Below are 26,055 nucleotides of genomic sequence, written 5' to 3' on the forward strand. Positions count from 1 at the left end.
GTTTTTTGGTGCCCGCAAATCGTGATGCATCAGCCGCCACCAGACACCTGACCTTTAACCAATCTGCTCGAACCGCCGCCGCTTCATGAACAATCCCATCCCTATCGCCACGGCAAAAACCGACAGCAACCCCAGATCAAACCCCAACAAGCGGATCTGACCTGCCACAACGCAGCCAACCGCACCCGCCGCCACCAACACCACTCCTAGCCACTTGCGTAGCAGGTACGGTTTGAGGAATTGATCAAGCAGAAAGGACAACACCAAGGCAATGACCAATTGAGTAATTACGGACATGTACGTTTCCAGTCAGGCCTTGATGATCAATGTCGAGAGGGCTTGGTGCGTTGGGCATCGAGGGTATCGCCCTGTTGCCGGGTCAACGGTTTGGAGATACCGATCATCATCACGCACGGCAAGCTCTTGGCCTGCATCTTGTCGTACACCTCGACGACCTTGCTGTTGACCTCATAGTGGGCGCTTTTCGCTTCGCCAAAATGCAGCTCGCGCAGGCGTCCGCGTTCGCTGTCGGTGAGGGTGATCTGCGAGACGTTGAAGACGATCCCGTGAGTGCCCATGTATTGAAAAGTCCCTTCGAACTTCATCCCGCGCATCCTTTCGAGGCAAAGAGGGCGATTCTCTACAAGGAGCGCATTGGATTCAAATCATTTCACCTTGCTGGCAAGGTGTGTACTCGGTTTGTCAGTGCGTGAATGACACCAGCGCCTTGTCAGGCGCCTGTTTTGTTTTTTCGAACCCGGCCAACACGCAGAGGTCGAAACAAGTGATGGCATCGCTACTGATCACAGGCCGCTGGCCTGCTTCATTCAAGGGCGAAGCCAGTAGCTCACACCACTGTAGGGTGCGCCGGATAATTTCAGCAGGCCCGGATTCTGCCGGGGCAAGTGCTGGCTGCTGCTGACATCCAATGCTCCCGTATTGGAGTACCTGACATGACTCAGTCAATGCGGTTCTTCTTATCGATCGTCCTTGCGACAGCTTCACTGGTATCGGCAAGTTTCCTGAACACCGCAGGTGCGGCAACTGCTGAGGATCTGAATGCCGACTCTCAACAAGCGTTGCAAACTCTTTACAAGTCCACACCACTGGCCGAATCCATTTCGCACAATGCCAAAGCGATTCTTGTCTTCCCGAATATCGTCAAGGCAGGCCTTGTGTTCGGCGGCAGCTACGGCGAAGGCGTATTGTTGAAGAACAAGAAAGTAGAGAATTACTACAACACCGTAACCGGGTCCTGGGGGCTACAGGCAGGTGCACAGTCGTATGCCTATGCGGTTTTCCTGATGACCGACAAAGCCGTGGACTATGTACGTAAAACCAAGGGTTGGGAAATCGGCGTAGGCCCCACTGTTGTATTGGTAGATGCGGGTGTGGCGAAAAATCTGTCCAGTACGACGCTGAAGGGCGATGCCTACGCGTTCATTTTCGACCAGCAAGGGTTAATGGCTGGCGTCAGCATCGAAGGCACCAAGATTTCCCTGATCAAGCGTTAGAACCGGTCGTTTGGCGCTTGCACGCGCAAGCGATGGAGCAAATAAAAACGGGCACCTGAAGGGGCGCCCGTTTTTTGTGTCCGCGATTGGTGATGCATCAGCCACCCTGGAGCGTTACTGCATGCTTTCGATCAAGATTTTCACCAAAGCCACGGATCATCTCCAGCAACGACTTCACCCGCAGCGGCAGATTGCCGGCCGGGTACACCGCGTGCATCTGCGGGCTCTCACCGCTGCTGGAGGTGAGTTTGTACTCGGGACAGACCCGGATCAGGCGCCCCGCTTGCACTTCGGGCTCTGCCAGCCAGTCCGCCAGGCGGGCGATACCGAGGCCCGCCAGGGCCGCCTGGAACACCGCCGAACCGGAGTTGAAGCGAAACTTGGGATGAGCCCGAACGCTGATGGCCTGCGTCTCACTACGAAAATTCCACTCCTTGAGAATCCGTGGTGCCGTGTGCAGGATCAGCGAGTGCGCCTCCAGCGCCTCGATAGAGTCGGGCATCCCGTGCCGCTCCAGATACTCGGGGCTGGCGTACAGATACCGTGAATAACTCCAGAGTGGAAAGCCGATCAGGTCACTGGATTGCGGATACCCGCCGCGAATCGAGAAGTCCAGTTTGCTCTTGGCCGGGTCGATGGTTTCATCGGTGAAAATCCCATCGACGTTCACGTCTGGATAACGCTCACCGTACTGCGCGATCAGCCGGGGCAATACCCCGTGCCCGAGAAACTCGGGGGCGGAAAAGCGGACCCAGCCGTAGGCCTGGCCGCTGATGCCGGCCAGGTCTTCATCCGCCTCACGTTGCAGATCCAGCATTTTGTAGGCGTGGGGCAACAAGCGCTCACCCGCCTCGGTCAAGCTCACGGCATTGGAGGAGCGATTGAACAACTTGCCCCCGACACTTTCCTCCAGAGCTTGAACGGCGCGGGTCAGCGCGCTGGGGGAGCGCCCCAGAGCACGTGCCGCCGCGACGAAGCTGCGCTTGCGAGCCACCGTCGCGAAGGCTTCAAGTTCCCCCAACATATCCAATGCCATGCGCCACCTCGTTGCACTTTTCACAACGTGGTATTGCAACACAAAAAAAGCGCTTTGGTTAACCTTCCCGTTCAACCTGGACTCTCACCCACCTTTCACCGTCAGAGCCTGATTCCATGATCGATATTGTCATCCTTTGCGTATTCGCCTTCTCTGCCGGCCTGATCGATGCGGCGGTGGGCGGCGGCGGACTGATCCAGATTCCCGCGCTGTTCAACGTGCTGCCCACGGCACAACCGGCAGCGCTGCTGGGGACCAACAAGGTTGCGGCAGCCTGCGGCACCGCATTCGCGGCCCGATCCTTCGTGCGCAAGGTGGTGATCAACTGGAGTCTGGTGATCCCCGCCGCCTGCGCGGCGTTTGTCATGTCCTTCTTCGGAGCGGCGACGGTGTCGTTCGTCCCCCAGTCGGTGATCCGGCCGGCGGTGTTGGTGTTGATCGTGCTGATGGCGATCTACACCTTCTGGAAAAAGGACTTCGGTGCCCTGCACAAGCCCATGCACATCGGCACCAAGGAAAAACTGCTGGCGATCGTCATCGGCGGCGCCATCGGTTTCTACGACGGACTGTTCGGGCCCGGCACTGGCAGCTTCCTGATCTTCCTGTTCATCCGCTGCTTCGCCTTCGACTTCCTGCATGCCTCGGCGTCGGCCAAGCTGGTGAACATCGCGACCAACGTAGCGGCGCTGATGTTCTTCATTCCGACGGGGAACGTGCTCTACCTGATCGCCATCCCCATGGCCGCATTCAACATCCTCGGCGCGCTGACCGGCACCTGGCTGGCGGTTCATAAAGGCGTGCCCTTTGTCCGGGCGCTGTTCCTGGTGTTGCTGCTGATCCTGATCGGCAAACTGTCCTATGACCTGTTCGTGTAAGCGCGTTTTCTGCCGCTACACTCAAGCGGAGCAAGGCATTTCACATAGGCATTACGCCATTTCCATCGTCTATTGAGAGTGAGTCGTTCATGAACCGTCGATTGCTCACCGTTTTCATCGCGATTTCTCTTTCATGGACCAGTGCACAGGCCGGCTACTGGAAGGATTCAAACGGCAATCCAATCCCGGACTCTGAATCAAGACGAACCATCGGGGAGTTTGGTGGCTCGCTATTCATCACTTCCGATCCCGATTGGGAGAAAAAGTGGAATACACCGGCCGAAACCACTCCAGTATTTACCGAAGCCAAAATAGTCACCCGAGGTGAAAGGATCTTCGCGCTTACGTTTTTTGCAAACCCGAAGCTCAATGCCAATCACGAAGCCAACATCACGTGCGATTTGAAAGCCACAAGGCCGAACGGTACAGAATCGATCAATCAGCGAGATGCCGTTTGTTTTCAAGGGCGTCTTAAAGGGGATCCGAACAACATGTATCTCGCCGCCCCCGTGATCGGTTTCATCGGCGAGCCTGACGATCCCACAGGCATCTGGACGCTGGAAATCACCCTCAAAGACAACTTGCGTAAGGTTGTCATGCCGCTCAAAGCAACATTCACGCTGAAGTAAGTGGTTCTTTACACCGCTGACCGCCGTTGTCGGCCTGGCTGTAGCGGCATAGAGCATCACTCCCGGCGCCGCCAGATTGGCTGGGGTTGCCCACCACGTTTCAACCATTGCTGACGTCGATAGTCACCATCACGTCAATGAAGTTCTCATAAAAAATCCTCGGCGTAACATCCGCTCCATACCCAACCAATAACACCCTGGAGCACACCATCATGAAACGCCAAACCCTTCTCAGCATCGCTTTCTCGGTTTTTGCAGTAAACGCTTTCGCCGCTTCTTCTACTCACCCGGTCGTCGCTGAAGGCGGCTCGGATCGCCTGATTGAAAGCCGTGTGGCTGAAGGTGGTTCGGATCGTCTGATCGAGAATCGCGTCGCTGAAGGTGGTTCGGATCGTCTGATCGAAAACCGCGTCGCTGAAGGCGGTTCGGATCGTCTGATCGAAAACCGCGTCGCTGAAGGTGGTTCGGATCGTCTGATCGAGAATCGCGTCGCTGAAGGTGGTTCGGATCGTCTGATCGAGAATCGCGTCGCTGAAGGTGGTTCGGATCGTCTGATTGAAAACCGCGTCGCTGAAGGTGGCTCGGATCGTCTGATCGAAAACCGTGCTGCATGAATGAGTGGCTTTACCGCAACACTCGACCAAAGAACCCGGCCTCATCAGCCGGGTTTTTTCATGCGTTTTTAGTGCCCGGCTGAATGAGCCGGAGGTATGAGCCTCGGTGTGTTTTCACCCTATTTGATCCGACAGCTTTTTATTGCAGCAGCGTCATTCAGTGCCTGGACATCAGGCCATGAAGAACGCCTAACCTTAAGCCCGGTTCGGAAGGACTCATGTGCGAAATGCCGAATACCTTGAACGCCGCCAGCATGAGCACCAGACCACCGGGCAAGATATTCAGGCGATGGGGTGGCAAGCCCGCCAATTTGAGTTGTTTAACATGCCCCACTTCCAGCAGACGCAATGACAAGCGCAACAGACCGCCGTAGGTGATACCGCTTTGCCCCTCGTCATTCAAGCCATTGGCCTTGAGCACTTTGGCCAGCATCCGTGCGGTGCCCGAAGAGCCGATAGTCTGCTGCCAGCCCATTGCACGATAACGACGGGTAACTTTCTCAAACTGTAGAGTGGCCACTCGCTCAGCCTCCAGGAGCGCTTGAGCCGTGATACAGCCCCCCTGAAAATAGCGCGCGCCAAGGGTGCCGCTGCCAATGGCAATGCTCTCGGTCAACAGGGGCTGCGTGCCCTGCCCCAGAATCAATTCAGTGGAGCCGCCGCCGATATCCACGACCAGTCGCATACTCTCTGTATTGGGTATCGCATGGGCAACCCCTGCGTATACCAGTCGAGCCTCTTCATGCCCAGAGATGACGTCTATACGAAAACCCAGGTGCCGCTCCGCGCTGGCCAAGAATAATTGAGCATTGTCGGCTTCGCGCACGGCACTGGTCGCCACTGCCCGCACGCGCCCCGCCTCAAAGCCGCGCAGTTTTTTGCCAAACCGCGCGAGGGCTTGCCATCCCCGATCCAGCGCCAACTCGTCCAGCGCTCCGCCCTGAAACCCCTCCGCCAAACGGACAGGCTCACGCAGGGTTTTCACTTCCTGGATAACGAACCCCTGATTACGCCTGACCGACTGGCCAATCATCATGCGAAACGCATTGGACCCCAGGTCAATGGCCGCAAACAGGGAGGCGTCTTTCATAGGGGATTCCTGGCAAATTCATCAGCCCGCAGACGGAGTTCCGCTGAGCGCTCAAGACGGTTTGCGAGGATCTTGCCATCAGGTCGATGACACGAAGATGACACCCTCTGGATAGACGGGTGGTCGAGCTGTTTTTAGGTCCCTTTTTCGATGCACAAAAAACAGTCATCGTTCTGTAACCTTCCGACAGTAATACTGAGGCTATTCAATACGTGCTGTTTTTTCTGCTGCCACTTCAGGCAGCTTTTTTTTGCCTGATGATTTTGGCAGCAGTTTAGCCAAGCCTTTTCCGGCGGACGCAGGTCGGCTTCGATCAGCGCCTTTTGGCACCTCCAATAAAGTGCCTGCACTTTCGTCTCACCGCTAAATCATCAACAACGACCGTCCGTAACCCCGCCCCGACGGCCTCTCACCCTTCGCTATTCTTAACCACACACACCGCAAGCACGGCTTGCGGCATCAGAACCAGGAGTAAGGATCCGGGTAAGGAGTGCGCCACTTCTAACAGAGTATTGAATGATGAAAATGCTACTGATGGTCGAGTTTCCCCATGAGCCTTTCAACGCGTTTGTCAGGTCCGGGAAGGTCGGCGAAATCATGAACCGTATCCTGGACACCATTAAGCCTGAGGCGACTTATTTCACTGAGCAAGATGGCATGCGAAATGGGATTTTTCTGATCGATATCGTGGATCCCTCCGAAATCCCCGGATATGCGGAACCCTTCTTCCTCAACTTCCAGGCCAACTGCAAATTCCGTGTGGTCATGAACCCGCAAGACCTGCAAAACGCCGGTCTGGAGGAACTCGGAAAAGCGTGGGCGTGAGGTTCGATCAATGAGCCGGGTGATGGCATCTGGAGTGCCTCACCCCGGTCGATGTCCTAAGCCGTAATGCGATCTGTAGCAGCTGCCGAGCTCGCGAGGCTGCGTTCGGCTGCACAGCAGTCGTAAGATCAGAACTTGCGGTGCATCAGGCAGACCGCGTCAGTCGGATTCACGACTGCTTCGCAGCCGAACGCAGCCTCGCGAGCTCGGCAGCTGCTACAAGGAGTGCGCCGCAGCTGAAATGACTGAAGGCGCACTGCACTTACTGAACGGTTTTCAGCTTGACCACATCACCGGAGATTTTGGTGGTGTAACCGGTCAGGACCCAAGCCCAGAACCAGTTTTCCTGCACTTGGGTGTTGATCATGGCATCGCCGCCCTTGGCTTTGATGGCCGCGTCCTGAGCGCGGATGAAGCGGTTGTTCTGCTGGATCGGGATGACGCCGAACAGCAGCAGGCCAGTGGCGGTCGCTTCACTGTGGCCGACAACGGTGTACTGGCTGCTGTCGTATTGCTGGGTCTTCATCGGGGTGCCGGTGCAACCCGCCAGAACCAGGCCAAACAGGGCTACGGCAACCACTTTGCTGAGGTAATTCACTGTGTCACTCCATTAGAAATACCCGGGATCCATCTCTCGGGCGGCGCATACTCTAACGGATGAAGTGGCTCATTGATATCACGCAACACTGAAAAAAACGGATCGATGAGGCACCGATCATTGCGGCTGAAACGTCTGCAGATAGGCCAACAGGTTTTCGATCTTTTCCGGATCGCTGAGGCCCCAGAAAATCATGCGGGTGCCGGGGACCACTGTTTTTGGCGCTTCGATGTAGGCGGTGAGAGTTTCGCGGGTCCAGACGACGCCTGATGATTTCATCGCGTCTGAGTACTGGTAGTCCGCCGTGCTGCCCGCAGGGCGCCCGAAAATCGCATTGAGTTGCGGACCAAAAAAACCTCGCGCCGAACTCCCTACCTGGTGGCAGCCGCCGCAGATTCGCTTGAACAGTTTCTCGCCCGCCTCAGCATCGCCAGCCGCTACTGCTTGCGTGCTGAACAACCCCATGTTGAGCATCAAGGCCAAGGTGAGTACGGCGGCGTTTTTCATGTTCGGCTCCAAATCAGGCGTTGCTGACAGCAAAAGCGGGCGGCTATTTCATCATGACTGGCTGCTACGTCGAAACACTGATCTGGACCAGACGTGTCACTCAACCCACACTCGCTTGAAACTTCTTCCGGTAAGCCGCCGGTAGCAGGCCCACGCGCTGCTGGAAAAGCCTGCGAAATGAGTTGCTGTCCTCATAGCCCACTTTGTAGGTGATGCTGTCCAGGGTCATTCGTGTGGATTCGAGCAACTGCTTTGCCTTTTCCAGACGCAGTGTTTGCAGGTAGGTCAGCGGCGTGTAACCGGTGGCTTCCTTGAAACGCCGTTTGAAGTTCCTGACGCCGAATCCGAATCGCTCGGCCATGTCCTTGATCAGCAGCGGCTGATGGAAGTGATCTTCCAGCCACGCTTGAACCTGCAGGATTTCGCCATCCCCATGGTTCTTCGGCATCGACCACATGACATAGACCGATTGCTCGCTGCGTACGTTGTCGGCCAGCAAGTATTTGCCGCACTTCTGCGCCAGCTCCAGTGATGCGAAGCGGCGGATCAGATGCAGCAACAAGTCCATGGCAGCCGTCGCGCCACCGCTGGTGATCATGCGATTGTCTTCACAGAGGATCTGCGCCGACTCCAGACAGGCCTCTGAATACCGGCGACGAAAAAAATCGGCGAAGGCCCAGTGCGTGGTGGCACGAATGCCGTCCAGCATTCCCGCCTCTGCGAGCATGAACGCCGCCGTACACATGGAAGCCACGACGGCACCCTGCGCGTGCTGTTGACGCAGCCACGGCCCATAACCGGAAAATGCCGGCAAGGCGTCTTTCAGGGTAAAGAGAAACCCCGGGATCAGCACCAGATCGGTTCGAGTGATGTCGGCGATGGATCGGTCCACGCGCAGCGTTTGCCCTCCCCATGCGGCGACATCGGCGCCATCCAGCGAGGCGGCAACCACCTCAAACGGTGCACTGGCGGTATCGGCGAACAGGTTGGCGGCACTGAGCACTTCCAGCGCCAGGGTGGCGCTGGCGGCGGAACATTGATCAGCCAGTAGCAGGGTGACGTGCATGAATCATCCAGATTGCGCTTTTCGCATGAAAAAAGTCATTTGTGCACCTACCTTATCCGATTTCCGCCCCCTACAGTTCACCGGTCATTCAATCCTCGGCGTACTTATGAATCTCTGGTTCCGACTTATCCTCATGCTGTTCCGTCGCCCATGGCGCAAACCGGTCGACGGCCTGGCCACCACCGTCATCCGCCTGCGCGTCTGGCCGCTCGACCTCGACCTCAACCGGCACGTCACCAATGGCCGCTATTTCACCCTGGCCGACGTAGGCCGCATGGATTTCGTGCTGCGCAGCGGCGCCTTTCGAGTAGCGTTGCGCAACAAGGCCGTGCCGATCGTTGGCGATACCTGGGGCAAGTTTCGGCGTGAGCTGAAGCTGTTCGAATCGTTCGAAATTCATACCCGCATACTCGGCTGGGACGATAAATGGAGCTTTATGGAACACCGTTTCGTGAGCAAAGGCCGGGTAATCGGCGTCGTCATCATGCGGGGGCTGTTCCGCTCGGCCAAAGGCACGGTTGCACCGGTCGAGTTCGTCCGCGAGCTGGGGTTGGCCGAACAGTCACCCGAGATGTCGACGTGGCTGACGGCCTGGTCGCAAAGCTGCGACGACATGAGCCGTCAGCTGCGAGGGGAAGAAGGCCTGGTTGCCCAACCGCCCCTCTGATCAAGCGAAATCCCTTGTAGGAGCGAGGCTTGTGTGGCGAGGGAGCTTGCTCCCGTTGGGTCGCGCAGCGACCCCGGCATTCCAAAGTTAAACCGCATGCAAAGGGTTTACGACTGCTTTGCAGCCGAGCGGGAGCAAGCTCCCTCGCCACACAAGCCCGCACACATTTCTTGAGCTGCATGGCCCCGGTTACTTGGACTCGAGATATGCCCCTTGCGGGAGCGAGCCTGATCGCGATGAGGCCATCGCGCCGGCTGGCGTCGATGCCGCAACAGCAACAGTGTCCGCCTGAACCATCTCGGGTTTTTCCTCTGAGCCCTCCCCGTTCAGCGCCTTGTTCATCTTTACCGTGTCCAACGCGCCGACCCATTTGGCAATAGCCATGGTGCCGACGCCGTTGCCGATGGTGTTGGTGATCGCGCGTGCTTCCGACATGAACCGATCGACGCCCAACAACAGCACCATGCCCGCCACCGGAATGGTGCCGAGGGAGGACAGCGTCGCCGCCAGGATGATGAACCCCGAACCGGTCACCCCCGCCGAGCCTTTGGAGGTGAACATCAGCACCGCCAGCACGATCAACTGATCCATGAGGGTCAGCGGCGTGTTGGTCGCCTGGGCAATGAAGATCGCGGCGATGGTGTAGTAGATCGCCTGGCCGTCCGGGTTGAAGGTCAAGCCCGAGGGAATGATCATCCCGGCGACGGGTTTGGAAACGCCGGCCTTTTCCATCTTGGAAATCATCTGCGGCAGCACCGATTCCGAAGAGCTGGTGCCCAGTACGGTGAACAGTTCTTCCTTGATGAACTTCAGAAATTTCCACAGGCTGAAACCGCTGTAACGGCAGATCGGCCCGAGCACGAAGATCACGAACACCGCGCAGGTCAGGTACACGCACGCCATCAGTTTGCCGAGGGAGAACAGCGAACCGAAGCCGTACTTGCCGATGGTAAAGGCAATCGCCCCGAAGGCACCGATGGGGGCCAGACGCATGACCATGTTGACGATGCGAAACATCCCTTGCATCAGGCTATCCAGCGTGTCGACGAACACTTTTGCGCGCGGCCCGACATGCGCCAGGGCCACGCCCAGCAGAATGGAGAACAGCAAGATTTGCAGGACGTTGCCCTTGGCGAAAGCATCCACGATGGTGTCGGGGATGATGTTCATCACGAAGTCCATGAACGACGCATGCTTCACTGCCGTGGTGTAGGTCGCCAGGCTGGAAGTATCCAGCGAGGCGACATCGATGTTCATGCCCGCGCCGGGTTTGAACACATCGACCACGACCAGGCCGACCACCAGCGCCAGTGTGGACACCACTTCGAAATAGAGCAGCGCCCGGAAGCCGACACGCCCCAACTCTTTCATGTTCTCCATGCGCGCAATACCCGTCACCACCGTGAGGAAAATCACCGGGGCAAGCAGCATTTTGATCAGTTTGATGAAGGCGTCACCCAAGGGTTTGAGCGCAGCTCCAGTCTCGGGAATGAACACCCCGACAATGGCGCCGAGGATGACCGCGATGAGCACTTGTACGTAGAGTTTGCCAAATATTCTTTTCATGACAGGGCCCTGATTTTTTATTGTTGTCAGGAAATGCCAAGGGACCGGATTCAGCGATCTGCCCCTTGGCGTTGTGCCGCAGTACTACTTTGAATCGGGGGAAAATATCAGCGGTTGATCAACGCAATGACTGCATCGGTGATCTGCCGGGTCGTGGCCGTGCCGCCCAGATCCGGGGTATGCAAACCGCTTTCGGTCACGGCTTCGATGGCCGACATCAGCTGTTTCGCCGCGGCCGCTTCGCCCAGGTGTTCGAGCATCATTGCCGCGGTCCAGAATGTGGCGATCGGGTTGGCCACGCCTTTGCCGGTGATGTCGAAGGCCGAGCCGTGGATCGGTTCGAACATCGAGGGGAATTTGCGTGACGGGTTGAGGTTGGCGGTCGGCGCGATGCCCAGGCTGCCGGACAACGCGGCGGCCAGATCGGACAGGATGTCGGCGTGCAGGTTGGTGGCGACGATCACGTCCAGCGTCGACGGCTTGAGCACCATGCGCGTGGTTACGGCGTCGACCAGTTCCTTGTCGATCTTCACGTCCGGAAAGTCCTTGGCGACTTCGTAGAAGATCTCGTCCCACAACACCATGCCGTGACGCTGAGCGTTGGATTTGGTGACCATGGTCAGGTGCTTGCGCGGACGGCTGCGCGCCAGTTCGAAAGCAAAACGGTGAATACGCTCGACCCCGGCCCGGGTGAACACCGACACTTCGGTGGCGACTTCCTCCGGCAGGCCCCGGTGAACGCGACCGCCGTTGCCGGAGTACTCGCCCTCGGAGTTTTCCCGCACCACCACCCAGTCGATCTGATCACCGTTGTGCAGCGGGCTTTTTACCCCTGGCAGTACGCGGGCCGGACGCACGTTGGCGTACTGGTCGAAGCCCTGGCAGATCGGCAGGCGCAGGCCCCACAGGGAAATGTGATCCGGCACGTTGAGCGCACCGACCGCGCCGAAGAAAATCGCATCGAAGGTTTTCAGTTCTTCCAGGCCACCTTCAGGGATGTAGTAGCCGTTTTTCAGGTAGTTATCCGAGTTCCAGTCGAAGTGTTTGAAGGCCAGTTCGAAGCCGGACTTTTTCGACAAGGCTTGCAGCACTTCGACGCCCGCGGCGATCACTTCCACGCCGATGCCATCACCTGGAACCGCAGCAATTTTGTATGCGCTCATCATCAACTCCACTCTCGTTACGTTCTTGTTGTGCCTGTCGAACGGGGGTGTTCAATCAGGGTGTGAGCGGAGTATATGTAGTGAGCAAATGAGCGTGAGTTACTCCAAATCACTACATAGATGAATTTGAGTTACCAATGAGCCAGACCCTGGATTTGTCTTTTTTCTACCTGCTGGCCAACAAAGGCAGCCTCGCGGCGACGGCGCGAGAGCTGGGCGTGACCCCGCCGGCGGTGAGCAAACGCCTGACCGCGCTGGAAGCACGGCTGGGCATCCGCCTGGTCAACCGCACCACGCGCTCGATGAGCCTGACCTCGGAAGGTGAACTGTATTTTTCCCATGCCGCGCGCATCCTGACGCAGATCGATGAGGTCGAGCAGCTCATCAGCAGCAGTCGTGCAACGCCGAAAGGCCTGATTCGCGTCAACGCGTCTTTGGGTTTCGGTCGTCGCTACATCGGCCCGGCATTGGGCGCGTTCTTCGCGCAATACCCGGAGGTGGAAATACAGCTGGAAATCAGCGATCACCCGCTCGACCTGGCGACTCACGGGTTTGACCTGGGCATTCGTTTTGGCACGCTGCCGGACGCGGCCTTTCATGCGCGCAAGATTGCCTCCAATCGCCGCCTGCTCTGCGCCTCGCCGCTGTACCTGGAAAAGCATGGCGTGCCGCAACGCCTGGCGGATTTACAGCAACACAACTGCATCTTCCTGCGGCAAAACGAAACGCCCTACGGCGTATGGAGCTTTACCAACGGCGGGCGCACGCAAAATGTAAAAGTGCGTGGCGCGTTAGGCTGCAACGACGGTGAAGTGGCCCTCAATTGGGCGCTGGAAGGTCATGGGATTCTGCTGCGGGCCGAATGGGACATCGCCCGCTACGTGCGCAGTGGCCGCTTGCGCCTGGTGCTGGAGGACCAGACACCGACCCGCGCCGATGTCTATGCCATCTACCCGCAACAGTTGCACCTGTCGGCGCGAGTGCGCAGCCTGATCGATTTTCTGGTCGAGCGTTTCAAGCACATCGATCACCTGGATGAACCGGAATCTGTGCTCGACTGAACGGCGCTACGACATGTTGAACGCCACGGCGGCGCGAATCAGCGCCTTCAAGGCTGTTTCATCAATCCGGTCGCCCTCATGAATATCGATGGCACGCCGGGTGTTGCCATCGAGGCTGGCGTTGAACAGTCCTGAAGGGTCTTCCAGCGAGGCGCCCTTGGCGAACGTCATCTTCACGGCATTCTTGTACGTCTCGCCGGTGCAGATGATGCCGGCATGCGACCACACCGGAACGCCCCGCCACTTCAACTCCTCGACCACATCGGGGTCGGCCTGTTTGATGAGCGCTCGAACCCGAGCGAGCGTCTCGCCCCGCCAATCATCCAGTGCCTTGATTTTCGCCTCGATCAGCGTAGAGGCAGAGCCTTGCTCCTCAGTGTCCTTTGAACCGGCCGTCTCCTTGCTCATGGTGGTTATCCCTCTTCATAATGATTGTCGCTCGCCCGCCTCTTGAGTATCGCTGACAGGACTACAACGCAGGCGTTGCAGTTTGACCCGAAACGGGTCGTTTGCCTTCAAATCTCCGATGGGTGCAACCACTCACGGAATAGCAAAACAAGGACGTAACAACAGTGGAAAAGGAAATCATCTTGATGCGTCATGGCCAGCCAGATCTGGCCGTGCAAGACAAAGTTTCAGCGCGCGATATGAAACGCTGGATCGAGCAATACGACCTGTCAGAAATCATCGACCAACCCGCTCCACAATCGAGTGTGGCGCTGGCGCGTACCGCCAAAATGATCGTGTCGAGCAGTGCGCCCCGGGCGCTGACGTCGGTTCGAGCACTAGGCCTTCAAGCCGGCCTTGTCGATGATATGTTCTGCGAAGCGCAACTGCCCCATGGACGATGGACACTGCCGCACCTTTCACCGTTTACGTGGGCATTTATTCTTCGTGTTTTATGGTTGTGCGGTTTCTCGGGGAAGGTCGAGTCTGCCAGTAAGGCCAGAATGCGCGCCAATACGGCCGCTCAACGGCTTCAATCCCTTGCCGACGAAGGGCCCGTTTTACTGCTCGGTCATGGAATAATGAATCGAATGATTGCCAAGCACCTGGAGGCTACCGGATGGATTCGCCATACCAGCAATGGTAACCGGTACTGGAGCGCGACGGCCTATCGTATGAAACCGCATTAAGGTACGACGACAGCCCACAGACTGAATCCCGGCGCCCTGGCTGGTGGTCAAATAGGAGCTAATATTCATCTGTATTCCCCTGCAAAGGACTGCAATCATGAGCCGGCTCGAGTTACTGACCAAATGGAATCGCATGATCGTGCGGTTGCAGATCGAGCACGAAATCAGTGCCCGGGATTTCGAGAAGTTCAGCTGGAAACTGGGCATCCCTTGCGTGGTGTTGTCGGCGATAGTCAGCGCCAGCGTCTTTGGTTCAATCAGTGACTCATCGCCAGCATGGCTCCAATATGCAGCCGGCATCCTTTCACTGCTGACCCTGGTGCTGAGTTCGGTTCAGACCTTCCTTAACTTTGATACCCGGGCTGCCGGGCATAAAGACACCTCCGAGAAGCTCGGTGCGATGTCTCGCGAGATTCAGGACGAAATCGCCAGCGGCAAGGACGAGGCTACCCTGGGCCCGATCGTGCTGGACATCCGCAAGCGCATTGATTCGATTCTTCTGGATGCCCCGACCTTGCCCAAGTCAACCATAAGGAGACTGGGTGATGTTCGCATCCACCCGGAGACACAGCCAGAGGAGCAGGAGATCGTCCCGGCTTGAATAGAGGCCCGATGCCGGTCCGCGACATCGTGACAGGAGGCGTTTGAGATGCAACTCATCACGTTGAAAATCGACAAACCGGAAGCGACGAATTTCATTTTTGGTCAGACGCACTTCATCAAGTCCGTTGAAGACCTCCACGAAGCGTTGATAAACGTCGTGCCAGGTATCCAGTTTGGCGTGGCTTTTTGTGAAGCCTCCGGCAAATGCCTGGTGCGATGGTCTGGCACCAATACCGCCATGATCGAGCTGGCCCAGAAAAACGCGCAAGCCATTGCCGCCGGCCATAGCTTCATCATTTTCCTCGGCGACGGTTTCTATCCGCTGAACGTGTTGAACGCCGTCAAAATGGTGCCAGAGGTGTGCCGCATTTTTTGTGCAACAGCCAATCCAACCGAAGTGATTCTTGCCGAGACGGAACAGGGACGCGCGATCCTGGGCGTCGTGGATGGCTTCTGTGCCAATGGCATTGAAGGCGACGAAGACATCCTGTGGCGCAAGAATTTGTTGCGGCAGATTGGCTACAAGCTGTGAAACACGTTTCGCTGCTGAGCTAACGATGGGCTGCCGCCGTCGACAGCCTCACCTGCCGGAGTTCTGCACGAGTTGCTCAACGAAGAACTCCACGTGCCCTCTCGGATGAGTCGGCAATGGCCAGCTGTCGACGTTGTGAGCAAGGGCCTGGAAAGCTTGAGCACACTTGGAACGAGGGAAGGCTTCAAACACTGCGCGTCCCTTCTGCACGGCTTTGTGCGCACTTTCGTCGTTCGGCACCGCGCCGACGTATTGCAGCGAGACATCCAGGAACATTTCGGTAATCTTTTCCAGCTTGGCAAACAGATTGCGGCCTTCCGCCGGGCTGCCCGTCATGTTGGCCAGCACGCGAAAACGCTGCAGACCGTAGTTCAGGTTGAGCAATTTGATCAGCCCGTAGGCGCCGCTGATCGAGGTGGGTTCATCGCACACCACCACCAGCACTTCCTGAGACGCGCGGATGAAATTGATCACTGAGCCACCGATACCGGCGGCCGTATCGATGATCAGCACATCCAGTTTGTCGCCGATATCGCTAAAGGCCTGGATCAGCGCGCGGTATTGCGCAGGCTCCAGATGAGTCATGTTCTGCAAACCAGAAGAGGCCGGGGCCACACGAATGCCGCCAGGCCCTGGCATCAGCGCTTCGGACAACTCGCACCGCCCTTCGAGAACATCGGCCAGTGTGTAGCGCGGAGTCAGCCCCAGCAGAATATCGATATTCGCCAGGCCAAGATCGGCATCCAGCAGTACGACGCGCCGCCCCATTTTCGCCAGCGCCAACGAGAGGTTGACCGCTACCGTGGTCTTGCCCACGCCACCCTTGCCGCCGGTCACAGCGATAACTTGCACGCAATGCACATCATCCATTTGTTTTTCCCTTCCCTGCGCATCGTGTGCCAGCACGTAATGGCACTCTCCAGATGCCGCAAGAATAGCTGAAAAGCGCGCAATAGCTGCTTTATCTCCCGACGAGAGGCATTCTGCCGGCCTCCATCGAATCGTTTCAACGAAAAGGCCGGCAAAAACCACCAAAACGTCTAGATCCACACATCATTCATTGCGGTTCTTTCCCCGGCTTGATCACCGGTATTCAGCACACCTCGCGGCTCGATCAGCAACAGCTTCACCTCGCGTTCAGCGTAAGGCTTGTGTTCGACGCCCTTGGGGACGACGTACATTTCTCCCCGCCCAACCACAACGGCCCTCTCCCGAAGATCGATGCGAAGCTCGCCTTCAAGGACGATGAAGGTTTCATCGGTATCGGCATGGGAATGCCAGACAAAGTCGCCTTCGATTTTCACCACTTTGAACTGATAGTCGTTCATTTCGGCGATGACCTTGGGCGTCCATTGCTCGCTGAACAAGGCATATTTTTCGGCAAAGTTAATCGCGGTACAGGCCTGGGAATTCATTTAAGTCACCTTCGGGACAAGATATCGAGCCCTGACTCTAGGGATGACCTAACGCTGCGTATTGCATGATTGTGCAAGTTGGCCGAGCCCCTGCTCAATCAAGGCCCAACCTCTTCAGCCACCGACCGGGGGAGACGCCATAGGTCTGGACGAATTGACGCGTCATGTGGCTTTGATCGAAAAAACCTGCGCATACGGCCGCTTCTGCCATCGAGTGGCCCCCAATCATCAATGCTCTTGCCAGGTCGAGCCGGCGCTGGGTCATGTACCGATAGGGGCTTGTGCCGTACAGCGCCCGAAAATCACGGCTCAGGCTCCAGCGGTCGCGACCACTCGCCTGGGATAACTCATCCAGGGTAATGACTCGATCCAGCGAGTCATGAATCAGCGCACGCGCGCGCTCGGCCGCTGCAAAATCAAATGACTTGCGCCGCCCACGCTGACCAGAGAGCGTATCCAGCGCCTGTGCGAGATCGTAAATGGCATCGTCTTCTTCCAGGGGCTCGATGCAAACGTCGAGGTTTTGCAGCAGTACCTGGGTTGCGGCACCCAGCCGTGGGTCGCTCGATAAGCCACCCTCGATAAATGGCAACGGCTTGCCGCCCAGCACCTGCTGAATCAAGGCCGGCTCGATGTAGATCATCCGGTAATGAAAACCCGCTTCGGTACCGGCCTCACCGTCATGCACCTCGTCCGGGTGCAAGACGATGGTTTTCCCGGGCAGGCTGTGACGCTGGGATTTGCGGTACTGGAAACTTTGTACACCCGACAGCGTTCGCCCGATGGCGTAAGTATCGTGGCGATGCGGCGTAAAGCCATGGCCGCCAAAAAAAGCTTCGATGCGCTCTATCTTCAACGGCTGAGCCGAGCGCTTGACCCAATCCTTGTCGCCCTTGGTTTTAGTCATGTCCCTGTACCACTCGAATGATGTCAGTACGTTACCAGTGCGAGCGTCTGCTGTCCCAGACTCGTGACCCGTCTGAATCAGCCCTCTCGGCGTAGCCGTCAAATTTGTCTGTTCCCCTCGTGAACCAGTTTTGAGACCCGCAGTCATAGCCGTGCCGTAAAAGACGCTCGCCCAAAGAAGCGCTCATGCGGTTATTGCTCATCTTTATCCCACCCTTATCGTCGTCAACTCATCAGAGCTGTCTGTTCATGCGCCCGACTGTCCGCTGCTGCCGCTTTATTTCGCTGTGCCTGATGCCTTTGTTTCCGCTGTTCGCCAGCCCCGCCCATGCCAGTGGGGAACGGCAACTGGTGGAAGTCATTAACGACTATCGCGCCGATCCCGACCGCTGCGCGGGGCGTGCGGTCAGGCCGTTACGGCCACTGGCGCTGAAATCGGACTTGTCCTTGCCGATCGGCTATGGCGGTGGCTTGCGGGAGGGGTTGAAAGCTAACGGCTATCAGGCTGTAACGGTGCGGACCATCCGCCTGGTCGGCGCGCAAGACGCCGATGAGGCGTTCGACATGCTTCAGAGCGATTACTGTGGGGCGCTGCTCGATACCCAATACGCCGACATCGGCGTCACTCGTGCCCGCAGCGAATGGCGGGTGGTGCTGGCGCAACCGGTACTCGACGGGCGTATCGGCGATTCGCGCGCCGCGGGCAAGACGTTGCTGGCGCAGGTCAACGCGGCAAGGGCCAGGCCACGCATGTGTGGGCGCCAACGCTTTGCCGCCGCACGGCCATTAACCTGGAATCCCGCCTTGGGCGCCGCCGCTCAAGGGCACAGCAAGGCAATGGCCTACGGCAACTACTTCGCCCACCAGGACCCCGACGGCGATATGCCGGCGGATCGCGCCAAAGCCGCCGGTTACCGCGGCCGGCAGATCGGCGAGAACATCGCCGCCGGGCAAGGCTCGCCCAGCCAGGCGATGTCCGGCTGGCTGGCCAGCCCCGGGCATTGCGCCAACCTGATGAACCCAATGTTTACCCAGGTCGGCGCGGCGTATGCCAGCGATTCGCGCAGCAACAAAGGGGTTTATTGGACGATGCTGTTTGGCGCGCCTTGAGTGAGGGTTTCGAACCGTCCATAGAAAATGGCTGGCGCTGGGGTCAGTCAGTTTGGGGCTTGAACACCGCAGACTTGTGTGGCGAGGGGGCTTGCCCCCGTTGGGTTGCGAAGCGGCCCCAAAACCTGCAATCGCGGTATATCAGGTACACCGCATGCAATGGTTTTACGACTGCTACGCAGCCGAACGGGGGCAAGCCCCCTCGCCACACAGGCTCGTTTCCACAAGTTTGCGCCTACTTCAAGTCGAGACAGTAGGTGTAGTAACCCGTATCGCGCACATAGCCCAATGACTCATACAACCGTTGCGCGAGGTGATTGTCCGTAGCCGTTTCCAGCACCATGCCCTTGGCGCCGGTCAACAGCGCAAAGGCTCGGGCGGTGTTCATCAGCAACGTCCCTACCCCTTTGCCTCGGGCGGCAGGTGTGGTGAAGAGATCGCTGAGCAACCAGGTGCGGTGGGCATCGATGGAGGAGAACGTCGGGTACAACTGGACAAAGCCGAGCGCTTCGCCCGTGGAGTCCTCGGCGAAGAAAATCACCGATTCATCCCTGGCGATGCGCTCTGCGATGAAATCGCGGGACTGCATCAGGTTCGAGGGCTGGCCGTAAAAGCCTCGATAGGCGTCGAAGAGACTGGCGACTTTGTCGATGTGGCTTGCATCAACGCGCAGGACCTGGACGGCCATGTGGGTGGTCTCCGAACAGAGGGGTTACTTCGGTTGCGCCACGGTGCGCAAATAAGGTTTCAGCGTCTTGAAGCCATCCGGGTATTTCTTCCTGGCATCCTCATCGGAGACCGAAGTGGGAATGATGACGTCTTCGCCCGGACGCCAGTTCACCGGCGTGGCAACGGTGTGCTTGGCGTTCAGTTGCAGAGAATCGAGCAGACGCAGCACTTCATCGAAGTTGCGCCCGGCGCTCATCGGGTAGATCAGCATCGCCTTGACCTTTTTGTCCGGGCCGATAATGAACACCGAACGTACCGTGGCGTTGTCCACGGCAGTCCGAGCGCCGCCACTGGCATTCGGATGAATCATGTCGTAGAGCTTCGCCACCACCAGGTTCTCGTCGCCGATCATGGGATAGTTGACCGCATGTCCCTGGGTTTCTTCGATGTCTTTGGCCCAGGTCTTATGGTTACTGACAGGGTCGACGCTGAGCCCGACGATTTTGGTGTTGCGCTTATCGAACTCCGGCTTGAGCCCCGCCATGTAGCCGAGCTCAGTGGTGCACACCGGGGTGAAGTCCTTGGGATGCGAGAACAGAATCGCCCACTTGTCACCGATCCACTCATGGAAATGCAGCGGGCCTTCGGTGCTTTCAGCGGTAAAGTCCGGTGCTTCGTCGCCAATACGGATTGCCATGTTCGTTCTCCTTACTGTTGAGTCGTAGGGAAGTCGCCGGAACGCTGGCTGCTGTTCCGGCGGCATTCGGTGTCTGTGTTAAATCGTCAACGCGGATCAGTATAGGAGACGCTTGAGGACCCGGTAGTTAGCCGCGCGCCCGCCCTGCCCCCTTTGATGACCGGGCATTCAAGCCTGCGAACTGCGCTCGACCGACACCGCAAGCGCTGATGTCCTGGCCAGCCAGTAATAGAGCATGCCCGGCACCACCAGCCCGACGATCCAGGAAATATCGACACCGCCGAGCTGCGCGACCATTGGTCCGGAGTAGAAGTGAGTGTCGACAAAAGGCAACTGGACCAGTACACCGATCACATACACGCTGATCCCCAACACATTCCAACGGCCATAACGCCCCGCCGGGTCGGACAACGCCGGGATGTCATAGCGCTCCTTGTTGATGAAGTAATAATCCACCAGATTGATCGCGCTCCACGGCGTGAAGAACGTCAGCAGAAAGAGGATGAAGTACTTGAACGTGCTCAGGAACGAGTACTGCCCCAGCAGCGCGAGCGTGGTGGACGCGCCGACAATCGCCAGCACAAACAGCATGCGTTTGCCGGCGGATATTTCGAAGCCACGACGAAAGCCACTGATAATGGTGGCCACGCACATGAAGCTGCCATAAGCGTTGAGGGTCGACACCGTGACCTTGCCAAACACCACGCTCAAATACAGCAGGGAGGCCATCACGCCGGTACTGCCCAACCCGACGATGGTGGCGACTTCATGCCCGCGAAAATTCGCGCCCGCCAACGCAGCGGCGAACACTCCCAGCACCATGGAAGCCTGAGCCCCCACCACCGTCCCCAAGCCTACGGCGGTGAACGTCTTCCAGGACGAGGTCTTGCTCGGCAGGTAGCGTGAGTAGTCAGCCACATAAGGGCCGAACGCGATCTGCCAGGATGCGGAAAGGGACACCGCCAGCAGGAAAGTACTCCAGCCAAAATGACGGTTTTCCAGCAACAGACCGATGTCGTTGAGCGTCATCAGCCGCGTAAACAGATAGACGAAGGCGATGATGCCCAGCACGCTGGCCACCCGCCCGACCAAGTGGATGACCCGATAACCGAAGAGGGTCAGAAACGCGATGCAGGTGGCGAATATCAGGATGCCAGCGCTGTCGCTGACATGGACCAACTGGGCAATCGCCTGTCCCGACAGTACCGCACCGGTGGCGCTGAAGCCGAGGTACATCAGGCACACCAGCACAATCGGAATCGCCGCCCCATAGACACCGAACTGCACGCGACTGGAGATCATCTGCGGCAGCCCGAGCTTCGGTCCTTGTGCAGCGTGCAGCGCCACCACCGCACCGCCGAGCAACTGACCGATCAGCAAACCAATGAGTGACCAGAACACATCGCCACCCAGCACCACGGCCAGCGCGCCGGTCACAATCGCTGTGATCTGCAGATTGGCGCCGAGCCACAGGGTGAACTGGCTGTAGAGGCTGCCATGGCGCTCGGCCTCGGGAATGTAATCGATCGAACGTGTCTCGATCAGGGGACTTCGCTGCTGGGTATCGCTGACCTTGGTCATTTTTTTGTTCTCTTCTAATGGAGTAGACGCGTGCTTTTATTTTTGTTGTTCAGTAACGGCTACTTGAGCCGCCCGTTGTTCAAAACCAACGAACGGCGCCTTGGCCCATACGACCTTGCCGCCGACCACCGTCAGCAGCACGTCATTGCGGGCCAGTTCATCCTCGGGCACCTGCATGAAGTTCTTGTCCAGAACGATCACGTCAGCAAACTTGCCCACTTCTATCGAGCCAACGACCGAGTCTAGTCGCAACTGCTCGGCAGCGTTCATCGTGATGCTTTTCAACACATCAGCGCGCGACAACGCCGGGGCAGCATTCAACCTGCCTGCATATTTGGGACCATAGCTGTGCGGGTTAAGCGGATCGCCTGAACGGGTGACCCCGATCTTCAGCGCGAGGAATTCGTCGAGCGGGTCGACAGGCCAGTCGCTGCCATACGCCACCCTGCCACCGGCACGACTGATACTGCCCGATGGCTCCATGCGGGCAAAGCGATCGGCTCCCAGATGTTCGCTGGTGCCATCGACCGTGGACGGCGCTTGCTGGGCCCACTGGAAGGACATGTTGGCAGTCACGTCGAGCGCCTTGAAGCGCCCATAGTCGGCGGGGTCCACCGACTCGGCGTGAGTAATGGTCGGACGAAAGCCATTGCCCGGCAGTTGCTGGCGCACGTATTCGATACCGTTCAACGAGTCGCGCACTGCTCGGTCTCCGGTGGCGTGAAGGTGCGGATCGAGGCCGGCCTGGACAGCCTTCAGCAGCAGTGGATTGAGTACTTGTGCAGGGAAATACAGCTCGCCGACGTTGTTGCCTGATGTCCACTTGGGCGCAGCATCGGTGCCGGTATTGCGCAGGTACGGGGTCAACATCGCCCCGGTGTCCGCTGGCGCGTTGATGATGCCGTCCATGAACAATTTGACGTGTCGCATGCTCACCCCCGGCGCGACTTTGGCTTCGCCCTGATCATAGGTGTTGGCCAATGCCTTGGCCTCGGCAATGGTCTTCGCCGGGTCTGCCGCGGCGGCGGCAGGGTCGAGTTTGATTGCCAGCAAGGCCCGTGCGGTCAACTCGCCCGACTGCTGCAAGGTGGTGAACGCTTTGCCATTTTCCGGCCCCGACAAGGCATCGAAGAAACTGGTAATGCCTTGCCGGCGCATGGCATCGAGCGCTGCGCGGGTCTGGTTGAGCTTCTCGGCGTCGGTGGCTGGCGGCACCACGGCGGCCATGGCATCGGCGGCACCGTCTTCGCAGATCCCGGTCGGGTTGCCGGCGCTGTCACGCACGTACTTGCCATCCCCCGGATTGGTCGTGTGCCTGTTGATGCCAGCGACCGCCAGGCCGCGGGAGTTTGTCAGCACGGTATGGAAGTCAGTGGAGCGGACCTGGATCGGGCGAGTGGTCTTGAGCGCGTCCAGCGTTGATTTGTCGGGATCGCCGTCGAGCCCGGTCATGCCCATGCGGTCCCAGCTGCCCACTTCAAGCCAGACATCCGGGCCTTTATCCTCGTCGGCATCCAGACATGCCTGAATGGTTTCCTGGAAAACCTTACGGGTCATCGTCTGGTATTTCAGGTCGCACAAGGTCATGGCGCGACCGCCGTCCCCCGGGTGCATGTGTGCATCGACGAAGCCGGGCATCAACATGCGTCCCGCCAGATCAATCAGTTGCGTCTGCGTGCCGATGTACGCGGCAACTCCTTCATCGCTGCCCACGTAAACGATCTTCCCACCCGTGACGGCAATCGCCTGCTGCACGGAGTTCTTGCCATCGACGGTGTAGACATAGCCGTTACGCATCACCATGTCAGCCGGTGTCGAACCGTGTGTCTGACACCCCACCAGCGCCATGCAAGAAAATGCCGTTGTCGTCGCAACGGCCATAAACAAACGGGAAAGTTTCAACTGCCTCACCTCTGTTTTTATAGTTCTGGAAGTGGCCCGAACGAACTGCCGCAAGCCCCTGATATGCAGGGCACACGATATAGAGCGCAGCGGTTGGATGGACCTCTGCAAATGAGGAGGGTGAGGCAACTTGACCGCACCTAATCGCGACGCGCTGCATCCGCAAACGAGGTCGGCGAACGCAGCACGGAACCCAGCTCCACCTTGCTCTTCACGCCGAGCTGCAGGTAGCAGTTGCGCAGGTAGGTGCGCACCGTCGCGGGACTCAAGGCAAGGATTTTGGCAATCTCCTTGTAGGAATGACCGGCGGCAAACAGCATCGCTGCCGTCCGCTCGCGAGGCGCAAGCACCGCCCCCCGCGACTGCGCTTCGAGCGACAGGATGACGTGCTCGGCGTTAGGGCTCAGTGTCAGTGCACAGCGGCCCAGACGCATCACGCAGGGTACCTTTGGCAGTTGCGCGATCACCTGCGCGGGAAGCATTGAACCGCCCCACCCTGGCAACTCACGCTCAATCGCTGCGCACAGTGTGGCCCCCACGTACAGCAGGCTGCCGTCCATGCGCGCGACGCCAAAGTCAGACGCCCCGTTTCCCGTGTCGAAGCGAATCATGTCCTGCACCTGAAATCGCCAGAGCTGCAACAGATGGTCGCAGAAGGCCGAAAACAGCTCCGCCTCACTGTCGTTGAACGCCGGAGCTTCAATGCCTCGGTAGAGACAGACGAAGAACATCAAGCCGCTTTCGGGTAACTCGAAAGTGATGCACATCAGGTGGTAGAGGGCGTGGCGCCGAGCGAACGCGTCCACGTCTGCATCGGGGTCGGTGAACCCGCTGTCACGCACGACCTCACCGGGTCGACTCAGGGTGTCATGGGAAAATCTGTCGCTGCCCGCACTCTTGTGCCATTCGGCGGCAAACGACTCGGGCAGATTGATTCGCCCGTGCATCCAGCTTCTGGGCGGAGCATCAACGTCCGACGCGGACATCTCACCCCACCAGGCGGAAGCGAAGGGCAGCAGTTCACGGAATGCCTGCAGGCCTTCGGCGATGAACCCGGATGCACCGCGATCCCGAGCAAGGCGACCAAGGTGCAACACGCAATGATTGAATGCTCTCAGCGTTGCCATCGACGTCTTGGCGCCGACCTCATCACCCTCCTCCATCGTGCTGATCTCACTCGCTGCATGGCCTGTCATTTCGACCATGCCATAGGCGCGGTAATGGCGTCCACCTCCAGGCGAGCAAGCTCGCTCGCCACACATATCGCCGGAAGCGTAAAGTCACGTTCATTCTCTAGGAGCAAAACATGACTGATCCGTCGCCCCCGCCACCACGGGAAATTTATCTCTCGCAGACATCCGACCGGGATTTGTTCAATCGCATCGCCAGTGAATTGGCACGAGGGCTGGGCGGGACCTGGACGGCACAGATCAATGGGTTGGACCAGCGTTATTGGGACCTGGCCGTCGAGGGGCAGACGATTACGCTGCATCTGGAACACTACCTGGGGATCATGCTGCTGGTGGGGGACGCGGATCCGGACTGGATTGCGTCGGAGCGTTTTCAGGCGGTGGTACGGCGGCTACAAGCGGATTGAACAAAGAACGGGCGCCATGATCGGCACCCGTTTTATTTGAAGCGAGAGGGAAATACATCCAGTAACCACCGATGCTTTCAGATATTAATTTCGCTGGCCCGCACGACATCGATCCGCGCCACGGAACCGGTCAGATGCGCCAGATCCTTGTTGTGTTCGGTGATGATGTCTTCGGCGCTCATCGTGCCATTGTCGATCGTGGTATGGGCGTCGGCCGCCAGCACCACGTCATAGCCTCGCGATAAAGCCTCACGGACCGTGGCGTTGACGCAGTAATCGGTTTGCAGGCCGCAGATGATCAAGCGGTCGACGTCCAGCTCTTGCAGATGTTCATGCAGGTGAGTCTGGTAGAACGAGTCCGGAGTGGTTTTGCGCACGCGCAGGTCTTGGGGTGACGTCTTCAGGCCGTCGGCCAGTTGCCAGCCTTCGGCGCCGTATTGCAGCAGGTCGCCCTCTTCTTCGTGCTGGATCAGGATGACCGGAATATTGGCGGCTCGGGCTTTGGTGCTGAGGCCGTTGATGGTTTCGATGACGCGCTGGATGTCGAAGCATTCATACTCGCCGGTGCACAGCGCGCGTTGGACATCGATGATCAGGAGTGCGGTGCTCATGGCTTCCTTCCTTAGACAGGTCGCTGGAACGATGGATTTCAACTCCCTTCTAGCCTATGTAGCCGGTGTAGCAGCTGTCGAGCTT

30 protein-coding genes and 1 pseudogene are annotated in these 26,055 nt (G+C 58.2%); 12 read left to right on the forward strand and 19 right to left on the reverse strand.

The genetic code is table 11. The features are described 5' to 3' along the window. Positions 1-54: 54 nt before the first annotated feature. Positions 55-297 (reverse strand): hypothetical protein, encoded by a 243-nt coding sequence (locus ACCC96_RS23385; protein WP_064616894.1) that lies wholly within the window; start codon positions 295-297, stop codon positions 55-57. Positions 298-341: 44 nt separating this feature from the next. Then, positions 342-605 (reverse strand): annotated as a pseudogene (locus tag ACCC96_RS23390) (hypothetical protein); the annotation flags it as partial. A 348-nt stretch (positions 606-953) separates the two neighbouring features. Between ACCC96_RS23390 and ACCC96_RS23395 the strand changes: the two are divergent. After that, positions 954-1,514 carry a YSC84-related protein gene (locus ACCC96_RS23395; RefSeq protein ID WP_018928229.1) on the forward strand — a complete coding sequence of 187 codons (561 nt, stop codon included), beginning with the start codon at positions 954-956 and terminating at the stop codon, positions 1,512-1,514. A gap of 97 nt (positions 1,515-1,611) precedes the next feature. Here ACCC96_RS23395 and ACCC96_RS23400 read toward each other — a convergent pair whose 3' ends face one another. Further along, positions 1,612-2,550, reverse strand: a complete 939-nt coding sequence (locus ACCC96_RS23400) for a LysR substrate-binding domain-containing protein (RefSeq protein WP_413697027.1) — start codon at positions 2,548-2,550, stop codon at positions 1,612-1,614. Positions 2,551-2,666: 116 nt separating this feature from the next. Here ACCC96_RS23400 and ACCC96_RS23405 point away from each other — a divergent pair, with 116 nt between their 5' ends. The 3 genes from ACCC96_RS23405 to ACCC96_RS23415 all read left to right on the forward strand — a co-directional run bounded on the left by ACCC96_RS23405 (position 2,667) and on the right by ACCC96_RS23415 (position 4,668). Continuing rightward, positions 2,667-3,425, forward strand: coding sequence for a sulfite exporter TauE/SafE family protein (locus ACCC96_RS23405; protein ID WP_192351391.1), 759 nt, complete (start codon positions 2,667-2,669; stop codon positions 3,423-3,425). A gap of 89 nt (positions 3,426-3,514) precedes the next feature. Next, on the forward strand, positions 3,515-4,054 hold the full coding sequence (locus ACCC96_RS23410) for a hypothetical protein (RefSeq protein WP_413697028.1): 540 nt from the start codon (positions 3,515-3,517) through the stop codon (positions 4,052-4,054). A 212-nt stretch (positions 4,055-4,266) separates the two neighbouring features. Continuing rightward, on the forward strand, positions 4,267-4,668 hold the full coding sequence (locus tag ACCC96_RS23415; RefSeq protein ID WP_349746710.1) for a hypothetical protein: 402 nt from the start codon (positions 4,267-4,269) through the stop codon (positions 4,666-4,668). A gap of 157 nt (positions 4,669-4,825) precedes the next feature. On the opposite strand, the gene ACCC96_RS23420 is transcribed toward ACCC96_RS23415, so the two are convergent. Next, positions 4,826-5,758, reverse strand: a complete 933-nt coding sequence (locus ACCC96_RS23420) for a Ppx/GppA family phosphatase (protein ID WP_019649482.1) — start codon at positions 5,756-5,758, stop codon at positions 4,826-4,828. A 519-nt stretch (positions 5,759-6,277) separates the two neighbouring features. Here ACCC96_RS23420 and ACCC96_RS23425 point away from each other — a divergent pair. After that, on the forward strand, positions 6,278-6,583 hold the full coding sequence (locus ACCC96_RS23425; protein ID WP_018928234.1) for a hypothetical protein: 306 nt from the start codon (positions 6,278-6,280) through the stop codon (positions 6,581-6,583). A 262-nt stretch (positions 6,584-6,845) separates the two neighbouring features. On the opposite strand, the gene ACCC96_RS23430 is transcribed toward ACCC96_RS23425, so the two are convergent. The 3 genes from ACCC96_RS23430 to ACCC96_RS23440 all read right to left on the reverse strand — a co-directional run bounded on the left by ACCC96_RS23430 (position 6,846) and on the right by ACCC96_RS23440 (position 8,754). Then, positions 6,846-7,181, reverse strand: coding sequence for a hypothetical protein (locus tag ACCC96_RS23430; RefSeq protein WP_105347109.1), 336 nt, complete (start codon positions 7,179-7,181; stop codon positions 6,846-6,848). Between the two features lie 117 nt (positions 7,182-7,298). Then, complete coding sequence (locus ACCC96_RS23435) at positions 7,299-7,688, reverse strand: c-type cytochrome (RefSeq protein WP_019582017.1); 390 nt, start codon at positions 7,686-7,688, stop codon at positions 7,299-7,301. 100 nt (positions 7,689-7,788) lie between these two features. Next, complete coding sequence (locus tag ACCC96_RS23440; protein ID WP_413697029.1) at positions 7,789-8,754, reverse strand: GlxA family transcriptional regulator; 966 nt, start codon at positions 8,752-8,754, stop codon at positions 7,789-7,791. Between the two features lie 106 nt (positions 8,755-8,860). Between ACCC96_RS23440 and ACCC96_RS23445 the strand changes: the two genes are divergently transcribed. Then, positions 8,861-9,421, forward strand: a complete 561-nt coding sequence (locus ACCC96_RS23445; RefSeq protein WP_413697030.1) for a thioesterase family protein — start codon at positions 8,861-8,863, stop codon at positions 9,419-9,421. A gap of 189 nt (positions 9,422-9,610) precedes the next feature. On the opposite strand, the gene ACCC96_RS23450 is transcribed toward ACCC96_RS23445, so the two are convergent. Next, positions 9,611-10,987 (reverse strand): dicarboxylate/amino acid:cation symporter, encoded by a 1,377-nt coding sequence (locus ACCC96_RS23450; protein WP_413697031.1) that lies wholly within the window; start codon positions 10,985-10,987, stop codon positions 9,611-9,613. 107 nt (positions 10,988-11,094) lie between these two features. Continuing rightward, on the reverse strand, positions 11,095-12,150 hold the full coding sequence (locus tag ACCC96_RS23455; RefSeq protein ID WP_007935426.1) for a tartrate dehydrogenase: 1,056 nt from the start codon (positions 12,148-12,150) through the stop codon (positions 11,095-11,097). A 137-nt stretch (positions 12,151-12,287) separates the two neighbouring features. Here ACCC96_RS23455 and ACCC96_RS23460 point away from each other — a divergent pair, with 137 nt between their 5' ends. Next, positions 12,288-13,211, forward strand: coding sequence for a LysR family transcriptional regulator (locus ACCC96_RS23460; protein WP_019649489.1), 924 nt, complete (start codon positions 12,288-12,290; stop codon positions 13,209-13,211). Between the two features lie 6 nt (positions 13,212-13,217). Here ACCC96_RS23460 and ACCC96_RS23465 read toward each other — a convergent pair whose 3' ends face one another. Beyond that, positions 13,218-13,619 (reverse strand): DUF1801 domain-containing protein, encoded by a 402-nt coding sequence (locus ACCC96_RS23465; RefSeq protein WP_413697032.1) that lies wholly within the window; start codon positions 13,617-13,619, stop codon positions 13,218-13,220. A 164-nt stretch (positions 13,620-13,783) separates the two neighbouring features. Here ACCC96_RS23465 and ACCC96_RS23470 point away from each other — a divergent pair, with 164 nt between their 5' ends. The 3 genes from ACCC96_RS23470 (at position 13,784) to ACCC96_RS23480 (ending at position 15,482) form a co-directional block, all read left to right on the forward strand. Then, the gene (locus ACCC96_RS23470) at positions 13,784-14,347 is read left to right on the forward strand and encodes a histidine phosphatase family protein (protein ID WP_413697033.1); all 564 of its coding nucleotides are present in this window, start codon (positions 13,784-13,786) and stop codon (positions 14,345-14,347) included. 97 nt (positions 14,348-14,444) lie between these two features. Further along, complete coding sequence (locus ACCC96_RS23475; RefSeq protein ID WP_413697034.1) at positions 14,445-14,948, forward strand: SLATT domain-containing protein; 504 nt, start codon at positions 14,445-14,447, stop codon at positions 14,946-14,948. 48 nt (positions 14,949-14,996) lie between these two features. Further along, positions 14,997-15,482, forward strand: a complete 486-nt coding sequence (locus tag ACCC96_RS23480) for an adenosine-specific kinase (RefSeq protein ID WP_413697035.1) — start codon at positions 14,997-14,999, stop codon at positions 15,480-15,482. 48 nt (positions 15,483-15,530) lie between these two features. Here ACCC96_RS23480 and ACCC96_RS23485 read toward each other — a convergent pair whose 3' ends face one another. The 3 genes from ACCC96_RS23485 to ACCC96_RS23495 form a co-directional block, all read right to left on the reverse strand. Next, on the reverse strand, positions 15,531-16,352 hold the full coding sequence (locus ACCC96_RS23485) for a MinD/ParA family protein (RefSeq protein ID WP_305411871.1): 822 nt from the start codon (positions 16,350-16,352) through the stop codon (positions 15,531-15,533). Positions 16,353-16,522: 170 nt separating this feature from the next. Further along, positions 16,523-16,897: a cupin domain-containing protein gene (locus tag ACCC96_RS23490; protein WP_413697036.1), complete on the reverse strand. Its 375-nt coding sequence runs from the start codon at positions 16,895-16,897 to the stop codon at positions 16,523-16,525. Between the two features lie 94 nt (positions 16,898-16,991). After that, positions 16,992-17,804 carry an AraC family transcriptional regulator gene (locus tag ACCC96_RS23495; protein WP_413697037.1) on the reverse strand — a complete coding sequence of 271 codons (813 nt, stop codon included), beginning with the start codon at positions 17,802-17,804 and terminating at the stop codon, positions 16,992-16,994. Between the two features lie 248 nt (positions 17,805-18,052). Between ACCC96_RS23495 and ACCC96_RS23500 the strand changes: the two genes are divergently transcribed. Next, positions 18,053-18,913: a CAP domain-containing protein gene (locus tag ACCC96_RS23500; RefSeq protein WP_258673025.1), complete on the forward strand. Its 861-nt coding sequence runs from the start codon at positions 18,053-18,055 to the stop codon at positions 18,911-18,913. 235 nt (positions 18,914-19,148) lie between these two features. On the opposite strand, the gene ACCC96_RS23505 is transcribed toward ACCC96_RS23500, so the two are convergent. The 5 genes from ACCC96_RS23505 to ACCC96_RS23525 all read right to left on the reverse strand — a co-directional run bounded on the left by ACCC96_RS23505 (position 19,149) and on the right by ACCC96_RS23525 (position 24,925). Next, positions 19,149-19,601, reverse strand: coding sequence for a GNAT family N-acetyltransferase (locus ACCC96_RS23505; protein ID WP_413697038.1), 453 nt, complete (start codon positions 19,599-19,601; stop codon positions 19,149-19,151). A 24-nt stretch (positions 19,602-19,625) separates the two neighbouring features. Continuing rightward, positions 19,626-20,279, reverse strand: coding sequence for a peroxiredoxin (locus ACCC96_RS23510; protein WP_018928249.1), 654 nt, complete (start codon positions 20,277-20,279; stop codon positions 19,626-19,628). Positions 20,280-20,447: 168 nt separating this feature from the next. Continuing rightward, positions 20,448-21,860, reverse strand: a complete 1,413-nt coding sequence (locus tag ACCC96_RS23515; RefSeq protein WP_413697039.1) for a purine-cytosine permease family protein — start codon at positions 21,858-21,860, stop codon at positions 20,448-20,450. 36 nt (positions 21,861-21,896) lie between these two features. Continuing rightward, entirely contained in the window at positions 21,897-23,762 is a 1,866-nt protein-coding gene (locus tag ACCC96_RS23520) for an amidohydrolase (RefSeq protein ID WP_413697040.1), read from the reverse strand. 140 nt (positions 23,763-23,902) lie between these two features. After that, positions 23,903-24,925 carry a response regulator transcription factor gene (locus ACCC96_RS23525; protein WP_413697046.1) on the reverse strand — a complete coding sequence of 341 codons (1,023 nt, stop codon included), beginning with the start codon at positions 24,923-24,925 and terminating at the stop codon, positions 23,903-23,905. A gap of 143 nt (positions 24,926-25,068) precedes the next feature. On the opposite strand from ACCC96_RS23525, the gene ACCC96_RS23530 reads away from it, so the two are divergent. After that, on the forward strand, positions 25,069-25,359 hold the full coding sequence (locus tag ACCC96_RS23530; protein ID WP_413697041.1) for a DUF3630 family protein: 291 nt from the start codon (positions 25,069-25,071) through the stop codon (positions 25,357-25,359). Positions 25,360-25,436: 77 nt separating this feature from the next. On the opposite strand, the gene ACCC96_RS23535 is transcribed toward ACCC96_RS23530, so the two are convergent. After that, positions 25,437-25,970 (reverse strand): cysteine hydrolase family protein, encoded by a 534-nt coding sequence (locus tag ACCC96_RS23535; RefSeq protein WP_413697042.1) that lies wholly within the window; start codon positions 25,968-25,970, stop codon positions 25,437-25,439. Between the last annotated feature and the right edge of the window lie 85 nt (positions 25,971-26,055).

The sequence above is a fragment of the Pseudomonas sp. Pseusp11 genome, from assembly GCF_047304405.1.
Lineage (GTDB): Bacteria > Pseudomonadota > Gammaproteobacteria > Pseudomonadales > Pseudomonadaceae > Aquipseudomonas.